General features: G+C 41.2%; 19 protein-coding genes and 1 pseudogene. 12 read left to right on the plus strand and 8 right to left on the minus strand.

Translation table 11 applies throughout. From position 1 onward, the window contains the following. The 8 genes and pseudogenes from ABJL82_RS13845 to nikR all read right to left on the minus strand — a co-directional run. Positions 1-211, minus strand: a pseudogene (locus tag ABJL82_RS13845) (hypothetical protein); the annotation flags it as partial. Positions 212-698: 487 nt separating this feature from the next. Further along, entirely contained in the window at positions 699-1,268 is a 570-nt protein-coding gene (locus ABJL82_RS13850; RefSeq protein WP_347275287.1) for a hypothetical protein, read from the minus strand. Between the two features lie 73 nt (positions 1,269-1,341). After that, positions 1,342-2,349, minus strand: a complete 1,008-nt coding sequence (locus ABJL82_RS13855) for a hypothetical protein (protein WP_347275288.1) — start codon at positions 2,347-2,349, stop codon at positions 1,342-1,344. 91 nt (positions 2,350-2,440) lie between these two features. Beyond that, a complete protein-coding gene (locus ABJL82_RS13860; RefSeq protein ID WP_347275289.1) occupies positions 2,441-3,169 on the minus strand; it encodes an ABC transporter ATP-binding protein in 729 nt (242 codons plus the stop codon). Continuing rightward, on the minus strand, positions 3,144-3,839 hold the full coding sequence (locus ABJL82_RS13865) for an energy-coupling factor transporter transmembrane component T (RefSeq protein WP_347275290.1): 696 nt from the start codon (positions 3,837-3,839) through the stop codon (positions 3,144-3,146). The genes ABJL82_RS13860 and ABJL82_RS13865 overlap by 26 nt, the downstream gene beginning before the upstream one ends. Before the next feature lie 23 nt (positions 3,840-3,862). Continuing rightward, positions 3,863-4,183, minus strand: coding sequence for a hypothetical protein (locus tag ABJL82_RS13870; protein ID WP_347275291.1), 321 nt, complete (start codon positions 4,181-4,183; stop codon positions 3,863-3,865). Between the two features lie 92 nt (positions 4,184-4,275). Next, the gene (gene cbiM / locus ABJL82_RS13875; protein ID WP_347275292.1) at positions 4,276-4,881 is read right to left on the minus strand and encodes a cobalt transporter CbiM; all 606 of its coding nucleotides are present in this window, start codon (positions 4,879-4,881) and stop codon (positions 4,276-4,278) included. Between the two features lie 193 nt (positions 4,882-5,074). Then, positions 5,075-5,491 carry a nickel-responsive transcriptional regulator NikR gene (nikR, locus tag ABJL82_RS13880; protein WP_347275293.1) on the minus strand — a complete coding sequence of 139 codons (417 nt, stop codon included), beginning with the start codon at positions 5,489-5,491 and terminating at the stop codon, positions 5,075-5,077. Between the two features lie 251 nt (positions 5,492-5,742). Here nikR and ABJL82_RS13885 point away from each other — a divergent pair, with 251 nt between their 5' ends. From ABJL82_RS13885 to ABJL82_RS13940, 12 genes are all read left to right on the plus strand, one after another. Further along, positions 5,743-6,558 (plus strand): site-2 protease family protein, encoded by an 816-nt coding sequence (locus ABJL82_RS13885; protein ID WP_347275294.1) that lies wholly within the window; start codon positions 5,743-5,745, stop codon positions 6,556-6,558. 111 nt (positions 6,559-6,669) lie between these two features. Next, positions 6,670-7,860: a DUF362 domain-containing protein gene (locus ABJL82_RS13890; protein WP_347275295.1), complete on the plus strand. Its 1,191-nt coding sequence runs from the start codon at positions 6,670-6,672 to the stop codon at positions 7,858-7,860. Positions 7,861-7,979: 119 nt separating this feature from the next. Continuing rightward, positions 7,980-9,344, plus strand: coding sequence for a magnesium transporter (gene mgtE, locus ABJL82_RS13895; protein WP_347275296.1), 1,365 nt, complete (start codon positions 7,980-7,982; stop codon positions 9,342-9,344). Positions 9,345-9,563: 219 nt separating this feature from the next. Next, the gene (locus ABJL82_RS13900) at positions 9,564-9,857 is read left to right on the plus strand and encodes a hypothetical protein (RefSeq protein WP_347275297.1); all 294 of its coding nucleotides are present in this window, start codon (positions 9,564-9,566) and stop codon (positions 9,855-9,857) included. After that, positions 9,854-10,654, plus strand: coding sequence for a tetratricopeptide repeat protein (locus ABJL82_RS13905; protein WP_347275298.1), 801 nt, complete (start codon positions 9,854-9,856; stop codon positions 10,652-10,654). The genes ABJL82_RS13900 and ABJL82_RS13905 overlap by 4 nt, the downstream gene beginning before the upstream one ends. Positions 10,655-10,725: 71 nt before the next feature. Continuing rightward, positions 10,726-11,052: a hypothetical protein gene (locus ABJL82_RS13910; RefSeq protein WP_347275299.1), complete on the plus strand. Its 327-nt coding sequence runs from the start codon at positions 10,726-10,728 to the stop codon at positions 11,050-11,052. A gap of 72 nt (positions 11,053-11,124) precedes the next feature. Continuing rightward, positions 11,125-11,727 (plus strand): hypothetical protein, encoded by a 603-nt coding sequence (locus tag ABJL82_RS13915; protein ID WP_347275300.1) that lies wholly within the window; start codon positions 11,125-11,127, stop codon positions 11,725-11,727. 96 nt (positions 11,728-11,823) lie between these two features. Beyond that, positions 11,824-12,639, plus strand: a complete 816-nt coding sequence (locus ABJL82_RS13920; protein ID WP_347275301.1) for a hypothetical protein — start codon at positions 11,824-11,826, stop codon at positions 12,637-12,639. A gap of 909 nt (positions 12,640-13,548) precedes the next feature. Next, positions 13,549-15,282: a glycosyltransferase family 39 protein gene (locus ABJL82_RS13925; RefSeq protein ID WP_347275302.1), complete on the plus strand. Its 1,734-nt coding sequence runs from the start codon at positions 13,549-13,551 to the stop codon at positions 15,280-15,282. Then, on the plus strand, positions 15,279-15,983 hold the full coding sequence (locus ABJL82_RS13930; protein WP_347275303.1) for a glycosyltransferase family 2 protein: 705 nt from the start codon (positions 15,279-15,281) through the stop codon (positions 15,981-15,983). The genes ABJL82_RS13925 and ABJL82_RS13930 overlap by 4 nt, the downstream gene beginning before the upstream one ends. Continuing rightward, the gene (locus ABJL82_RS13935; RefSeq protein WP_347275304.1) at positions 15,980-16,306 is read left to right on the plus strand and encodes a lipid-A-disaccharide synthase N-terminal domain-containing protein; all 327 of its coding nucleotides are present in this window, start codon (positions 15,980-15,982) and stop codon (positions 16,304-16,306) included. Before ABJL82_RS13930 ends, ABJL82_RS13935 begins: the two co-directional genes overlap by 4 nt. 453 nt (positions 16,307-16,759) lie before the next feature. After that, positions 16,760-16,912 carry a hypothetical protein gene (locus ABJL82_RS13940; protein WP_347275305.1) on the plus strand — a complete coding sequence of 51 codons (153 nt, stop codon included), beginning with the start codon at positions 16,760-16,762 and terminating at the stop codon, positions 16,910-16,912. Positions 16,913-16,916: the final 4 nt, after the last annotated feature.

Below are 16,916 nucleotides of genomic sequence, written 5' to 3' on the forward strand. Positions count from 1 at the left end.
TCTGCGTCCTTGCATCCACAAACGTTACACTATGCCCAGATTGATTCGACACAAATAACGTACCACCATCCGGTGACATCGTTATGTGAAACGGCCCGGGTAAATCCGTCTTTACATGCGTACCCTGAATATACCCCGCAGTCGCCACTCCGCCGCTTATCGCTACCGCAGCTCCAAGCATCACCGCTCCTATCATTCCCTTTCGTATCATAATTCTTCGCTTACCTCCTTCAAAATTCATAACATCTGCTCAATCCTAACTCACGAAAACCTCTGCTTTTACACTTAAATGCGTCCGTACATTCACCCCCTTCCGTAAAAAATTCTGCGCAAAATAATACATAACAAAACACTTTGTACGTAACAACACTTAGCAAGAAGTGCGCCATTTCGAAAAAACAACACGACCACCACAACCAAAGAAAGCACAAACTACTACTGTTAAATATGTTACGATTACAGCACAAAAAAGATGCAATTAGTACATGAGAACGCAAAAAGACTATAAATGGTCACGCATCAGTTTTTTTTCTTAAGACACAAAGTCGCATCTGTCCTGCAAAGCTTGATATAAACAGTGACCAATTATGGGCACACGGTGTCATAAGACTGTCATGTTTTTCTAAAGCAAAGATGGTCGTTCAATGTAGAGACGCATTGCATGCGTCTCTACAAAAATATTGAAATTCCTATACAGATCATTTATACGCCACTTCCTCAATAATAGTGCATGTTGATAATTCACCGTGAGCATAAGGGCAGTTTGGAGCGCTATTTTCTGCCTGAAACCAGTATTTTTCATCATTTTTACAATGATAAAGCCTTAACTTGTTTTCTTTAAGCTGCATTGGCCATGCAATAAAGAACGGAAATAGTTCACTGCTTATTAACCCTAAAGATTCTTTTGCATTTTCCAGAGTTTCGCCTTTTTTAAGAGATATCGCATGCTGGAAAATATGTTCCATCATATAACGCCCTTCACCTTTCTTTTCCGTTTGAACGCCCGATTGAGCGGCGTCCATTATATTTTGGGCCAATAGGGGAATTCTTTGAATATCTTGTTCTAAAACTTTTTTATAAAGAGACTTATATGATTCCAATATTGACTGCAAATGTGCCACTGTAGATTTTTTAATGGCTATCGGAGTGTTACTCCCGTGATCGTGGCCTTCATGTGCAAATATGCATTTCGTATGAGACAGAAATGTACAACAAGCCCAAAAAAGTATTGCAATCATCTGCTTTTTCCATATTCGTGTTTTTAGCATAGTGTTTTCCTCCTTCTCTTAACAAATGGTTTAAGGTATAGTTTTGTAAGAAACCCTGTCAGGGTTGGCTTCATTAGAAAGAACATGTCACGGTGAGAATTGCCCTGAAGTGTTCAAGTCCTTCAGCGCCCTGTTGCTCCGGTTCCCTGTTCAAATCCTTCCATACGGGAAATTTCAGAAGCCCTCCGATACTGATATTTTTCTTAAGAGAAACGCGAAAGCCAGGTGAAAGATACAGAATCGTTCCCCCGCTGTCATCTTCATCGTGACGGTGTTCGTCTTCATCTTTTGTCAGATGGAGGATATTTGATTCAGCAATAAGGTCCACCCTTTGGAGAAATCCCTGTAAATTTCCAAATATTTCATATCCTCCGGCCAGGTTGAAACGTATCTCATTTCCAGGTTTCCCCTCGTCATGACGGGTAAAAGTAGTAAATGAAGTATCTCCGGTAAGGGTAAAGTGCTGGAAAAGCATTTTTGAAGCGGAGAAACCTGTCATAAACGTTGGCGCTGCAAAACCCGTTTGCATGCCCATGTCAAACCGGTTGCCTTTATTATCTTCATTTGTAATATCACCGGTCTGTACAGTAAAGCCTCCCAAAAAAGACATCTTCAGGTCATTGGTCGTATAACTCTCTCCAATAGTATCTTCTGGGCCGTTATTATAAAAACCCCGAATCCCGTTTCTCTCGCCGTACTTAAACCCGTATTGCACTAAAAATCCAGCATCACCAAACCCCTTCGATGTGCCTAATGAATCCTGTTCTTTAATAGCATAAGGCATCACAAGATAGATGGATAAATAGTCAGTAATGCCATAGCCGACTAATGTGTTAAAAAAGGTAAAGTTTTCAATGTTTTTCGGGTCAGCATGGCTCTTTTGTTCAAAAGATGCAAATTCTATTTTTTCGTAAAGCAAAAATTTCCCTTTCCCGAGAGTCATTGGCGATGCAGTTTCAACAGGTGCGCCAGGGCCAAAGGCGGTAGAAACGCCTCCATGGTGGGCATACACTTTTCCAGCGTTACTTGCGCAACAGAAAAAAAGTATAAGAATAAAACTGTAAAAAAAACGATAACTCATTATAAAAATCCCTTTTAACATAATAAAAAAAATACCAGGAATTAAATAAATAGCACATTTAATATTATCGTGCTACCGCCTATCAAAAAAATTATTCTTTCATAGGCATTGCCTCCATCCCATACATTTTTAAGATGTCTTCATTATGTACTAACTCAACGGTAGTTTTGTCTGCAACAATCCTGCCTTTATCCATAATGAGACACCGTTCTGTCAATTCCTCAATCAAACGTAAATCATGAGAGGCGACCATGAGTGCAATTTTTAATCCTTTCAGATAGGTTATTAATTTACGTCGATGGCGGTGGTCCAAGTCGTTTGCGGGTTCATCGAGGATTAACAAGTCGGGTTCCATTGCCATAGCTGCCGCCAGTGCAACCCTGCGCTTCTGCCCTCCCGATAAATGATGCGGAGGCCGTTCCCGAACATCATTTAATTCAAAATACGCCAGCCACTTTTCCACCGTGTCTGCCACCTGCTGCTTTGTCCAATACAAATTTTTCGGTCCAAATGCAATTTCCTCCCAAACGGAAGAACAGAAAAGCTGATCGTTTACCTGCTGAAAAGTAAGGGCGACATGCTTCCGAACTTCATTAATATTTTTGAGTCCGGTAAGCGGTTTGTCCAAAACACTAACTTCTCCCGAATGTGGTCTTAAAAGCCCGTTTAAGTGCCAAAAAAGGGTTGTTTTGCCAGCGCCGCTAGGCCCGATTAGCCCAACCTTTTCATGTTGGTGAACAGATAATGATAATCCTGATATCGCCTGCACACCATTCGGATAAAGAAACGTGACGTTATAAACACTTACTACACAGGACATCGCAAATCACTCCGGTCCAAATTAAAAAAGCCATTAAAAACATCAGAGACAAAGCAACATACGAGGGAGCTTCGTCTTTGTCTGTGCCGAGAGTATATGTTCCGCAAAATCCGCGTGATTGCATTGCACGTTCAACATTTTCAGATTGCTCAAAACTAGACAAAAGCACGCTGCCAATCCCCCCGGCAAGGTTTCGTAATTGCAGGGAACGCAATCCCTTTTTTGCACCGCGTGAAGACTGTGCGGCAAACGTCATTTTTATCCGTTCCGCCATAATAGGTAAAAAACGCGTGGTAAATGCAATGACATTTAACAAAATTGCCGGTATTCCCATTTTCTCTAAGGTTGACAAAATACGTTCAAATCTCACCCATTTAATCCAGATTACACTCCACAACCACATTGAAAACATTTTGACAATAAGGATTGGGGCAAGCGCTCTGCCCTCTTTTGTTAGCAAAAGGCTTACACCGGTGAGAAGGAAAAAAATCCAGACTCCTTTTGCATGGTATACAACAATGAATATGTTTCCAACTGTGAATACACCAAACAATAACACCATAAACAGGCAAACAACAAGAGTCGCAAAATTATTCAGCAAACCTATACCCGCCAGTACAAGCAAAACCAATATCGTTCCAGTGCGGGTAGAAACCGGCGGCAATTTCAATTTTTGTAGTTTGCAAAATAGCATTATGTCCTTTTTTTTAATAAAAACCGTTGTATGGCATAACCGCCGCCGATAATGCACACGACTCCGATTGCCACGCGGATACTTAAAAGGTCAAACAACCCCTTTGGGCGTTCTTTAAGAAATTCCTCCCATGTTATCATTGCACGATGACCTACGGAATCATCTACAATAATTAATTGAGGAATTGTTTCCAGATTCTCCGGCAACTTCCACACCCCCTTTTCATCCATTTTATCCTGAAGAATTATGACGCCGTTTGCATTCACAAGAACAACCTCTGCGCCTGAGGCAGGGATATGATCACTGTAAGATGCATACAATGTTTTCTCCTGAGAAAAAAGGGAAAGTCCGTGTGCATATACCGCTAAAGGCGCCGAAAAAAAGATACAAAAAAAAACGCATAAGAAAGCTCTCAATGTAAAATTCCTAATAACGAAGGTTTTACTTTTTGCAGAAAGTGTACCAACCAATAACTGATAACGCCTTCAATCAGTATGACAGGAACATGTCCCCAAAAAACCAGTTTGGCAAGGGGAGCCAGCGCCGCATGGGTTGTAGAAAGGGCAACAAAGAGTAAAACGGACGAAATACATACAGCACCGCCACCCGCGAACGATCCTATCCAAGGCCGTTTTTTCGCTGAAACCTGTTTCATCCAATGGCGTCCAAGCACGCCGATAATCGCGCCAGGCAACGCCATAACAGCAATATTTACCCCCAACACAGTCAATCCTCCAAAGCCAAGGAACAAAGCCTGCAGCAAAAGTCCTACCGTTATTACGGTTACAGCGCTCCATCCCAGTAAAAGTCCTGCAATACCATTGAGGACAAGATGCATGCTGAAAGGTCCAAGGGGTATGTGGATTGTCGAACCTGCAAAAAAAACAGCGGCAATTACTCCGTATGCACCAACTTTGTCAGGTTTCAGGCTTTTTACAGACATCGCTAACGAAGGGACTGCAACTGCCCACCCGGTAATGATAATGTAGGGAGAAAGTACTCCGTCGCTAATATGCAAAAATGTCTCCTCCAGTTACCAGTAGTACGTATAATATACTCGTGCTACTGCATAGCACAAAAAAAAATAATATCACGAATATTCCGGGATGTTTTTTTTGCAATGGCAGAAGGAAGCCCTTTCTCTCTGTATCCATGTTTGCCGCTATGCAAGCATAGTGCAGAAATATGGGCTTGATTAGAAAAGGTCATATTTACAAAATCCCCTTCCCCGTAGTTGCCATGGATATGCCACCGTGTTTAACGCCTTTTGCCGATTTCAGTTTTCCGTATAATTCCTCTACCATTTGCGGCTTGCCCTTTATAACAATGATTTCAAGACAATTATCATGGTCCAGATGGATATGCTGGGAGGAAAGGATAATACCATGATAGTCGTGCTGGATATCAATGAGCATGTTTACCAGTTCCCTTTTATGATGATCGTAAACAAGTGTGATAGAACCGGTAATCTCCTTGCCTTCCTGCCATTCTTCCATCACCAAATCACCGCGTATCAGATCACGTATTGCCTCCGAACGGTTGGTATATTTTTTCTTTCTTATGTGGGTATCAAATTTCTTAAGGAGTTCCTTTTCCAGAGAAACCCCGAATCTAACCAAAAAAGACATCGTGCGCCTCAATATAAAATTATGCGTAACACTCTAGTTTCTTGATACTAAATGATGTTACTAATCGGAAAATAGTATCACGATTCCAGGGGCAATGTCAACATTAACGTTTAATATAATTTACAAAAGTTATTTAACATGTTAATGTAAAAAAGAACACCTGAGGAAAACAGAGAAATGCTTACAAAAAAGAGGGTTTTTTACCGGGCAAGACTTTTTAAAAACATTACGAAGGGAGAAAACAAAGGTAAATGACAAGAGAAGAACAGAAATCTTCACCTTTTTTCAAAAAGGTGCGAATCCATGTATTGCTTTTTATTGCCACTTTTCTGACAACTTATTACGTTAATGGAATATGGTATTCACTAGCTATTATGTCAATCCTACTTTCTCATGAATTAGGACATTTTTTTATGTGCAGAAAATACCATGTGGACGCCACTATGCCCTATTTTTTACCACTCCCGCTGCCGCCTTTTGGCACATTTGGAGCAGTCATAAAAATGAAAGGACACATCCCTCACAAGCGGGCATTGTTTGATATTGGCGCAGCAGGTCCGCTTATGGGCCTGGTATTTGCCATTCCCGCCACTGTAGTAGGCCTTATCCTTTCAGACGTACGGCCTGTGCCAGCCGATTCATCAAATTACCTGGGACTTGGAGAACCGGTACTCTTTTCATTTATCGCAAAGCTTCTATTTGGAACGCTGCCTGAAGGAATGGATATTTATCTTCATCCCCTTGCATTTGCAGGCTGGGCCGGATTATTCGTCACGGCGCTCAATCTTTTGCCAATCGGGCAGCTTGACGGAGGACATATTATGTACGCACTGCTGGGGAAAAAGAGTGACATCGTTTATCGTATAGGTATATTTATTTTTTGCGTAATCACCGTATTTTTTTATAAGGGCTGGATTTTATTTGCCATACTCCTTCTGATTTTTGGATTTCGACATCCCTCGCCCGCAGATGAATATACGCCTCTCGATCCCAGGAGAAAGATGCTTGGCATTGCCCTTTTCATTATTTTTCTCCTGTCTTTTACCCCCGTGCCCCTTAAATTTTAGTACACATCCACTCATTTTTACTACTATCATAATATATGCTGTGGTATAGTATTACCCAGTAAAGACTTCTTTTGTAACGTAGATACGAGAAACATTTTACGAGGTTTACCCATGTCTATAGTATCAATTGCAAAATGTGACGATTATACCCTGGAAAAGGTTTACCATGCGATACATCGGTCTCTAAGCTTGCTTAATGGCACTGAAATGCTTGTACGGCCAGGAAAAAAGGTACTGTTAAAACTCAACCTTCTTTCATCATCACAACCACCGGAAAGAGCGGTAAATACCCACCCTGCAGTTGTCAGGGCGCTGGTGGATATATTTCAGAAAGATTTTGGATGTGAGGTATATATTGGAGATTCATCAGGAAGCGTAAAAAACAGTTCCACGTTCAACGCCTTCCGGGTTACCCGTATCAACGAAATTGCGGAGAATACCGGCGCAAAGATTGTAAATTTTGATAAAGACAAATACATCGATGTTTACAACAAGGATTATGAAATCTTAGACAAATTCCGTATAGCCAGGACGTTGAGAGAGGTAGATTTTATTGTTTCCGTTCCTAAACTGAAAACGCACGGTTTAACGCAGTATACCGGAGCGATAAAAAACATGCTCGGCTCGATACCAGGCAATGGCAAAAAGAATGTCCATTTAATAGCGCCAAAACCAACCGTCTTTGCCAAGGCATTGGTGGATATTTACCAAATGGCGCCGCCCCATCTCATCATAATGGATGCAATTGTAGGCATGGAAGGAAACGGTCCTAATGCAGGAAACCCCAAAAAGGTCGGTTTAATTATTTCCAGCAGGGACAGCGTCGCGCTGGATACGGTAGCCAGCAACATCATTGGTTTCGAACCTATGGCCGTGCCAACTATCCGTTTTGCACATCAGCGCGGTTTGGGCATTGGCGAATTGAGCAATATTACTGTAGCAGGAGAATCCATTCAAAATGTAGCGGTGCATGATTTTAAAAAACCATCCAGCGGCGCACAGGACTTTGCGGGGAAGTATCTCCCCAATTTTCTTCTTGCTATGATGTTTGACAATACCTGTTCTACCTTTTCCACCGTAAACCATTCCAATTGTACACGGTGTTATGAGTGTGTAAGAAATTGCCCTGCCGGCGCAATGTCAAAAGACACGGGAAAAGTAGTGGTCGACAAAAAGAAATGTATTGGTTGTTTTTGCTGTGATGAGGTATGCGATTTTCATGCAATAGAGATGAAACGCTCTCTGGTTGGCAGAGCGTTGCTCGGCATGGCAAAGGCTTTGGGAGTGGAAAAAGTCGAATAAATTCCCACACTTTGCAGAAGAGAAAACAATGGCACTGTGAAATTTCAGGTCAATAGATTTATCAGACTGTAACCAATAAGGCAGAACGTTGCCAAAAAATTTTAATACCCTTGTAAAAAATGGAACTAAAGTGGGCAAATATAATCCTTCCTGAAATCAAGGAACTTATCAGGACAAAAGACTTCAGCCGGCTGCGGGATTTTCTTCGCGAACGCCATCCCGCCGATATTGTCGACATTCTCGCCGGGCTGGAACCTGCAGAGAAGGTGGTAAGCTTCAGATTGCTTGACAAGAGCAAAAGTTCTGAAGTCTTTTCACTCTTTGATTCTTCAGAACAGGAAGCGCTCCTAAAGCAATTTACAGAACAACATGTAAGAACGCTTTTAATTGAAATGGAGCCGGACGACAGAACCCAGCTATTTGATGAACTTCCTGCAGACGTTGTGGAAAGACTCCTGAAATTACTCCCGCCCGCGGAAAGAAAGGAAGCAAACGAGCTTTTAAATTATCCCCCAAACTCCGCAGGCCGCATAATGACCCCTGAGTTCGTGGGGCTTCAAATGCATATGACCGTTGCACGGGCGCTTGAACATATACGGAAAACAGGTTTGAACCGTGAAATTATTTACATATGCTATATAGTTGATGAAACAAAAAAATTGCGGGGAGTGACCTCTCTCAAAAACATTATCCTTGCGAACCCAGACCAACTGATACAAGAGATAATGAATGAACATGTTTTATTTGTTCATACCACAGATGACCAGGAAGAAGCGGCAAAAGTAGTTCAGAAATACGACCTTCTCGCGGTGCCGGTAGTCGATAACGAAAACAGGCTCGTTGGCATTGTGACGGTTGATGATGTGCTTGATGTTGTAGAAGAAGAAGCAACCGAGGATTTTAAGAAAATGGCGGGTATTCAGACTATCGAAGAGGAATATTTCCGCGTTGGAGTATCAAAACGCGTGATTAACCGGATAGTTTGGCTTGCGATACTTGTCATCGCTGCAACCATTTCACAAGCAATACTGAAGGGATACTCAGAAATCTTAAGCTCGATGATTGCAATTGCCTATTTCATCCCTATGCTAACGGGTTCAGGCGGCAATACCGGTTCTCAGTCATCCACCCTTGTGATCCGGGCGCTGGCTACGGGGGAAATAAACACCAGGGAGTGGTGGAAAATTTTATTACGGGAATTACGGGTAGGGGTTGTGCTTGGACTGATTTTAGGATTTATTGCTTTTTCCATTGCAGCAATATCCACAAAGCAAATCGCACTGGCCGCAACGGTAGGAATTTCCTTATTTTCCGTTGTGAGCGCCGGGAATATCGTAGGAGTATCTATCCCGTTGTTTTTCCGGCTGATAAAACTGGATCCGGCGTTTGTATCTGCACCATTGATTGCAACGTTACTGGACGCAACGGGACTTATTATTTATTTCGAAATCGCCAGGAGGGTGCTTTTAATAACAACCCACTAACATTTTTTCCCCAACAGCATGGACGAAGCATTTGCCCGTTCGGGTATGAACGCATTTATGACAATTTATAGCAAATACTTCGCCCCTGCTTCCCTTAAAAAAATACCGCTAAAATCGCAAGGAACCCGTATAAACGAAGCTTGACTTTTTTTTTGACCGATGGTATCCTCTGATACTTTTATCATTGAGAATTATAGCAAACTTTGAAAGGAGGCGCGATTGCCATATCAACGCAAATCTTCAAACGAAAATATCGTCTTGCTTGGCCTTGCATTTGACCACGAAGATAATCATAAAAGGATTACCACGGGAGAAGATTTTTATATCCTTGGCGGATCTGCCAAAACCCATGATAACCTTGTTGAAAAGGTGATGGCTTTTAATGAAACCGTTAAAACATACGGCAAAAAATTAGAAGACCTTTCTAAAACCGAGTTTTATGAAATCGTTAAAAAAATTGACGATAAAAACAAAAAAATGTTCTGGTTTTATCCCAACCAAATAAACTTATGATACGAATTGCACCTCTTTTATTACTACTCAACCTGTTTTGTGCCCTCCAAATTTTCGCAACAGAATTCTTTGATGATTTTGAGATACACTACAAGTTGGGAAACGAATACAATATGCAGGGAATGCTGGATGAGGCAATCTCGGAATACCATGCCGCAATAAAGATAAATCCAGGCCATGCAAATATTTACAATAACCTTGGGGTTGCGTATAGCAAAAAAAGGATGTTTGACAAAGAAATAGAGTCATACAAAACGGCAATTGACCTGAATGCCGAATTTGAGGATGCATATTTTAACCTGGCAATTGCATATGGCTCGAAAGGCATGGTAGATGAGGAAGTATCCACTTACCAAAAATTAATAAGCATCGATCCGTATAATTTAGAGGGTCTGTACAATTTAGGGCATGCTTACCGTAAGAAAGAGAAATATGATGAATCCATTGCCGCATACAAAAAAGTAACGGAACTCTATCCTGATTATTTCAATGCGCAGTTCAATTTGGGGGTTGTCTATGGGCAAAAAGGCATGTTAGCCGAGGAAATTATTCAATACAAAAAAGCGTTGGCATTATCGCCAAACGACGCAAAGATTCACTTTAACCTTGGTATTGCTTACGGTGAAATGAAAATGGTTGAAGATCAAATACGCGAATTTAAAGAAGCCCTTGCTATAGATCCCTATTACATTAAAGCTTATAAAAATCTGGAATCTGCCTATCGGCAAAAAGGATTGATTGAAGAAGCAGATGATGAACTATCAAAGTACCACAATCTGACCGGGGTGGAGAGGTAAAAAACATACATCTTATTTTAGTTTTCAGACAATAACGTAAACGTTGTAAAAACCAAAGGAGGAAGAGAAGAATGCTCAACAAGGTCAACACAGTGATCGACAAGTTAAATGGAGTTGTTTCTGAGAAATCAGAGAAGGTTATGACAAACAAAAAAGTAGAGGGAATGGTAAACGGCATCGGCGCAATGGTTACCTTTCTCGGCGCGATTGCTTTTGGTATAGTCTTCATCATGTGTACCGCCAGTTTAATGAAAACCGGAAAGAATTATGTCGTGAGGCCTACCGCTGATGCAGCCGTAGAAGAAGGAGGAGCAGAAGAAGGAGCAGAAGAAGGAGCAGAAGAGGTGGAAGATGCTGAATGGGGACACGGTGAAGAAGATGAGGATGAAGATGAATAAGACACGGCAGATGACCGGTATCATTTTTATTTAACGTTACTTATAACGTTTTAAAAGTAAGTGGGATGGCATATGGTAAAAAAAATCTTTCTCGTAACGAATAGCATCTTTATTGTCTTTGCCCTCTGTTTTTTAGCACCAGCACAAGCAGTATCCTTACGTTTAGCGCCAGAGCAGATACAGGAGGCAATCCAGTACGGAAGGCAAAATAAAGAGGTTGATTTCGTTGCCTTTTCAAAAGAATGGACGGTATCCCTCGGAAAGGGAATAGGCTTTGCCACATTATTCACTCCTTACCACAATGTTGCTTACAAGGCAAAAAAGTTTGAAATAGAACACAAAAATCTTACCAACCGGGACATTTTGAATGCTTTAGAAATAGGAAATGCGCTTGTGTTTACCGTAACTGTTTACGGGGACGCATTTAATTTCGCAGTATTTCAAACTGCAAAACTTTGTCAAAAGGATCTGGAAATCAGACCTATATATGAATTTAAACCTGATATAGCCGATGCCAGTGAATTTTGGCCAAATCCCCCAAGCCAAATGGCAAGATTGGTATTTAAATTTCCTGTTTACGATATTGATTTAAATACGCCACTAACATTGGTTGTTTTTGATCCGGAAGAAGAAAAAGAGGCGTCATTCCTTTTCGATTTAGAAAAAATGAAATGAATTTTATATTCCTGCCACATATATTCTTACGATAACATGGTGCTTAAACAAGATAAGCTCGTTACCTCCAAACTTAACCCATAAAAGGGGGCGATTATGGCAAAATTTGTCACGCTCTTTCTGGCAGCGATGGTATTTTTTACACTAACAGGATGTATTACTGTTGAGACAAAAACCAGCAAAGATACTGAGGCAAAGTTGACACAGATTGATCAAAAAGCAAATACCTTCGAGAAACAATTTAAAGATTTGGATTATACTACAAAAAATGCGACAACACGCATTGAAATGCTTACACAAAAGAATATGAGTATGGATGCAAAATATTCGAATTTATATGAAATGCTAACTACTATCAGAGCCGACCTTGAATCAAAAAACAATTCCATGGAAACCACCCTTTCTTATCTCACAAACGATATAGAGACTATTGAAAAACATCTGGGTGAAATCGAGAAGGCAAACTCTGAGCTACGCAATCAGATTGCTATCCTGCAAAACCAACGTTTGATTAGCCAAAAAGAAGATACTACGGTTGCGAAAAAAACAATTATACCACAAACAAAAGAAACACCTCTCGCAAACCGTGAACTGATTAAAGAGGGAGAAGATGAAGTAGAATTCCCTGAATACGAGGAAGCACTGGAAAGCGGCAAAGACGAAAAAGTGCAGGAGATTCAAACAGATAAAAAACCTTTTGCGAGGGAAGAAACGAAAGAATTATCCGATGTGCAAAAAAAGGAAAGATTACAAACACTCTTAGATGACGCATTAGAGCAATATCGGGAAGGAAACTACCAGGAGGCAATTGCGAGATGGGAAAAAGTGCTTGAACTGGAACCTGATAATCTGGAGGCAAAATTCAATATCGAAATAACCAAAGAAAAAATGAAATCGCTGTCCAAAAACTGAGAGAGAAGGAGAGAAGCCCCCCATTGGTTAATCCCAATGCCTTCCTTTTTTTATGAAAATTGTTTTCCACGAAATACCACATTTTCAATTAAATCAAGCCTTCGGCAATTTTTTTACAACACCTATGCAGGGGTGAGCCATCTGTTCATCCCTGCCACCCTGCACGATTCAAAACGTTTGTTTTTATTTCCGTTTGTGCAAACACAAGATTCGCCACTACAAAAGAGCTTTGAAATTTCGTAACAGTTCACCCCTTCTGGATTGTCCCAGCATTTGAAAAGTACCCACCCCTAGCCCCTCCCAAGAGGGGAATACAATAATTTCCCTCTTGGGAGGGGATTAAAGGGTGGGTGAACTGTTACGAAATTTCTTAAAACAGTTCAGCTTACCGCGCTGAGGTACTACCGTATTCTTGTAAAAATTACCAATATCCAATGTAAATATTACACGGTTTTGTATACATAAACCTATCTTGCGATATATGCGTAAAAGGTTTTAAAAGCCGTAACAACACACCATTAAACACATAAAGCATACATAATATTCCTCTTGCCTTTCTGGAAACGCTTGGCATTCCCATTGCTATCTTACATTACAACATTTACACAGGTACGTATTGCAAGATGCCCCCTCATTAATTACCAGTAATATTACCGAAGAGTTTAAAATCAAACATCCATGGCCTGAAGGTCATAAAAGGGGATAAAAATAAATAATCCACAGATTAGGCAGATTTCCACATATAGGTAAGCCGTTTTTAATTTGCATTATTCGGTGAAATCTGAGGACAAAAGTATTTTCAGATGAACAACACAGTCTTTGCCATGTTAAAACAACCCTGTCAGGGTTGTTTCTTTCATTTTCAGGTGAAATGAGAAAGATAAGCACCACCGATGAAATCGGCAATTTATGAAGAAAAAAGAGAACCCTTTCAACGTATCTGCTATACCACCCATGAGAATAATCCAGTTGCGTACCCTCACAAAACAACACTACCTGTTTGGGATGCTTACCGGCATAAGTATTTTCCTTTTTTTCTTTGAACTGGGCAGCCGAAGTTTTGAGGTCAGGGATGTCCGTAGGTTTGCGGAGATCGCGCAGGAGATGCTGCAAAACGGTAACTGGCTGATACCCTACAAGCATGACAAGATTTATATGAACAAGCCCCCCATGTTCATGTGGCTGATTGCTCTTTTTTCTTCTATCGGACAACACGTTACTCCCCTTACCGCCCGGCTGCCTGGCGCTATTGCAGGTCTTGCAAGTACCCTAACAACCTTCTGCTTTGTCAAAAAATTTTCCAGCAAACGCACTGCCTTCATAGCTGCGGTAGTCCTTGCAACTACCCAGAGATATTTCTGGTATGGAAGGACTTCCTTACCCGACATGCTCTTCACCACTTTTATCATGCTTGCCCTCTATTCTTTCTACCTTGGATACAAACAAAAGAAGAATTTTTATATTTGTGTGCATTTTTTTACATTCCTTGCAACTTTAACAAAGGGACCCCTCGCGATTATTTTTATCTTCGGTATTATTGCAGCATTCCTCGCCCTTCAAAGAAATTTAAGGGCTATGAAAGAGATGAAATGGCGATGGGGCATTATACTATTTATAACAATAACCGGGTTATGCTTTGCATTTTGCCTAAAGGTGGGTTTCGAACCATTTATCGCCACGATAAAGAGGGAATTCTTAACCCGGGTGAATAACCCCATAACCCATAGCGAGCCTTTTTACTATTATTTTGTGAATATCTGGACGGATTTCCTGCCTTGGTCATTATTTATTCCGGTTGCCGTGATCTTTGCCTATAAAAAATGGCGGGAAAGAGACGATTTCATTACCTTTACCTTCTGTTGGACAATACTCATTTTTGTATTTCTCTGCACATCAAGGGCAAAGCATCCACGATATATGCTCCCCCTCTATCCTGCGTTCTCAATCGTAACAGCAAGCCTCATTGCTGATACCTTGAAAAAAACGGTTATGATCTTTTCGTGGCTACAGGTATCGGTGCGTTGGATTATTTTTGTAATGGCAGGAGGAGGAGCAATCCTCCTTGCTGTTGTACCTGCCTACCTCTTTACATATTCATGGATTGGAATATTCCTCTCCCTTATCACACTCCTTATCTTAGCCGGGGTATTTCTATCCCTCCGTTGGAAGATCGGATTCGCCAATGCATGTTTTACAATGTGCATGTTTGCATCAATCATCGGATGGGGAATATACATTCACTGCCTTACGGTTCATTCGAAGGAAGTAACTTTTGGTACAAAACTAACCGATGTAATAAAAAAAGATATTGGAGACCCGAATATCTGTGATATACGCGGGTATAAATTGAGTGAATCGTTATGGACTGTTATAAACCTAAGTTTGAACACCAATATCTCCCTAATCAAAAATATCAATGAGTTAAAGACCTTTTTAAACACTTCAGAACGCCTGCCGGTCTGCATTATTGAAAAAAATACTTTTCTTGACATAAAAAACAGTTTGGCGGATACTACATTAAACACCATGGATATTTATACAAAAAAGCGTATGGTAACACTTATTTTCAAAAGAGAGCGCCAGACAAACCAGACATTTTCATCGGAATGGCAGGGCATCGAAGAAGAAGGGAATCATAGATGAAAAAACCAGATATCTCCATTGTTATTCCATTATACAACGAGGTGGATAATATTGAACCGCTCGGACATGCCATCCTCCTTGCCATGCAGGGACAAAACTACGAGGTGATCTTTGTGAACGATGGCAGCACTGACGGTAGTGCAAAAAAACTAAAAGAATGGTGTGCGGGATATACAAACTTCCGCACCATTCATTTCAGGAGAAATGCGGGGCAAACGGCGGCCATGGACGCCGGCTTTAAATCTGCTGCGGGAGAGTATGTCGTTTCTATGGATGCCGACCTGCAAAACGATCCGGCGGACATTCCTGTATTGCTTGAAAAGTTAAACACATATGATATGGTATGCGGGTGGCGGCAAAGGAGAAATGATCCATTGATAAAGCGGATTTCCTCAACAGTGGCAAATTTTATCAGAAACAAACTTTCATGGGAAGATATTAAAGATACAGGGTGTTCCCTTAAAGCATACCGGAAGGAATGCCTTAATCGCATCAAATTGTTTAACGGCATGCACCGGTTTCTGCCCACCCTGTTTAAGATGGAAGGATTTACCGTCATAGAGGTCGTGGTAAACCACTACCCAAGGAAATTCGGGAAATCGAAATATGGGATTTCAAACAGGGCCTTTCAGGCATTTATTGACCTGTTGGTTATACGATGGAGGAAAAAGCGGACGCTTCATTATGAGGTGGAAGAATGACGATCCTTACAACACACATAAATACCTGGGTCGTCCTGGGTTTTACCGGCCAGCTTCTTTTTGGATCGAGGTTCTTTGTCCAGTGGATTATTTCTGAAAAGCGCGGCGAGAGCATTATTCCCGAGATATTCTGGTATCTGAGTATGGGGGGAAGCGCTATGTTGCTCATGTACGCTATCTACCGGCATGACCCTGTATTTATTCTGGGACAATCCACTGGGCTTATTATCTATATACGCAACATCATGCTGATTTACAAAAGGAGGAAAATACTGAAAACGGCTGCAAGCAGCCAGCGTGAGGAATACCCGGCAAGTCCTTAACGCAGCAAAGCCGTAACCAAAATGCAGGCGGCATTTACAAATGCAGTAATGCATCAGTCCTCAGTCCTCAGTCCTCAATCGGCAAATAAAGGGAAATATCCATACCCATCCCCGATCAAAACGAACTGAAATTCACAGGCTACGGCATGCCTCTCTCCAAAAATGGGTGGTATAGAGGAGTTGAAGGGAGTCATGGCGATTGCCGCCACAAACGGGCAGTAAGACTTTTTTCATTTATTTTTATCCACTCAGTATAGAGAAGACTCATATTTTAGTTTTTTTGAAAAAAAATCGTAACTATTCAGCGTAATCTATTAAACTACCGGAGCACAACTCGCTCCCAAACTCCTTTTCGGAAACGTAATGGCGCTGGAAACTACATGCGCGGGTTCAGGTTTGTAACCTGAACCAAACGTTTTATACGTTCAATCCAGCTTTTTATTAGGAGAACAAATGACAAATAAATTCCAGCTTCCAAACAGGGATTTTGTGATTTGGGCATTGGAATTTTGCCGGAGTACATTGCCCCATTATACGCATAAACGCATGGATTCAGATTGCAAACCTGAACCCGCCATGCGTCGTGTAATGGTTTACGCTGAATAGTTAC

Origin of the sequence: Candidatus Kuenenia sp. (assembly GCF_039794105.1) — a bacterium.
In the GTDB taxonomy this organism is placed as follows: domain Bacteria; phylum Planctomycetota; class Brocadiia; order Brocadiales; family Brocadiaceae; genus Kuenenia.

Bases quoted from the DNA above. Each gene is read 5' to 3' on its own strand.
- ABJL82_RS13850 (WP_347275287.1), bottom strand. From the start codon at position 1,268: ATGCTAAAAACACGAATATGGAAAAAGCAGATGATTGCAATACTTTTT.
- ABJL82_RS13855 (WP_347275288.1), bottom strand. From the start codon at position 2,349: ATGAGTTATCGTTTTTTTTACAGTTTTATTCTTATACTTTTTTTCTGT.
- ABJL82_RS13860 (WP_347275289.1), bottom strand. From the start codon at position 3,169: ATGTCCTGTGTAGTAAGTGTTTATAACGTCACGTTTCTTTATCCGAAT.
- nikR (WP_347275293.1), bottom strand. From the start codon at position 5,491: ATGTCTTTTTTGGTTAGATTCGGGGTTTCTCTGGAAAAGGAACTCCTT.
- ABJL82_RS13885 (WP_347275294.1), top strand. From the start codon at position 5,743: ATGACAAGAGAAGAACAGAAATCTTCACCTTTTTTCAAAAAGGTGCGA.
- ABJL82_RS13890 (WP_347275295.1), top strand. From the start codon at position 6,670: ATGTCTATAGTATCAATTGCAAAATGTGACGATTATACCCTGGAAAAG.
- mgtE (WP_347275296.1), top strand. From the start codon at position 7,980: ATGGAACTAAAGTGGGCAAATATAATCCTTCCTGAAATCAAGGAACTT.
- ABJL82_RS13905 (WP_347275298.1), top strand. From the start codon at position 9,854: ATGATACGAATTGCACCTCTTTTATTACTACTCAACCTGTTTTGTGCC.
- ABJL82_RS13910 (WP_347275299.1), top strand. From the start codon at position 10,726: ATGCTCAACAAGGTCAACACAGTGATCGACAAGTTAAATGGAGTTGTT.
- ABJL82_RS13915 (WP_347275300.1), top strand. From the start codon at position 11,125: ATGGTAAAAAAAATCTTTCTCGTAACGAATAGCATCTTTATTGTCTTT.
- ABJL82_RS13920 (WP_347275301.1), top strand. From the start codon at position 11,824: ATGGCAAAATTTGTCACGCTCTTTCTGGCAGCGATGGTATTTTTTACA.
- ABJL82_RS13925 (WP_347275302.1), top strand. From the start codon at position 13,549: ATGAAGAAAAAAGAGAACCCTTTCAACGTATCTGCTATACCACCCATG.
- ABJL82_RS13930 (WP_347275303.1), top strand. From the start codon at position 15,279: ATGAAAAAACCAGATATCTCCATTGTTATTCCATTATACAACGAGGTG.
- ABJL82_RS13935 (WP_347275304.1), top strand. From the start codon at position 15,980: ATGACGATCCTTACAACACACATAAATACCTGGGTCGTCCTGGGTTTT.
- ABJL82_RS13940 (WP_347275305.1), top strand. From the start codon at position 16,760: ATGACAAATAAATTCCAGCTTCCAAACAGGGATTTTGTGATTTGGGCA.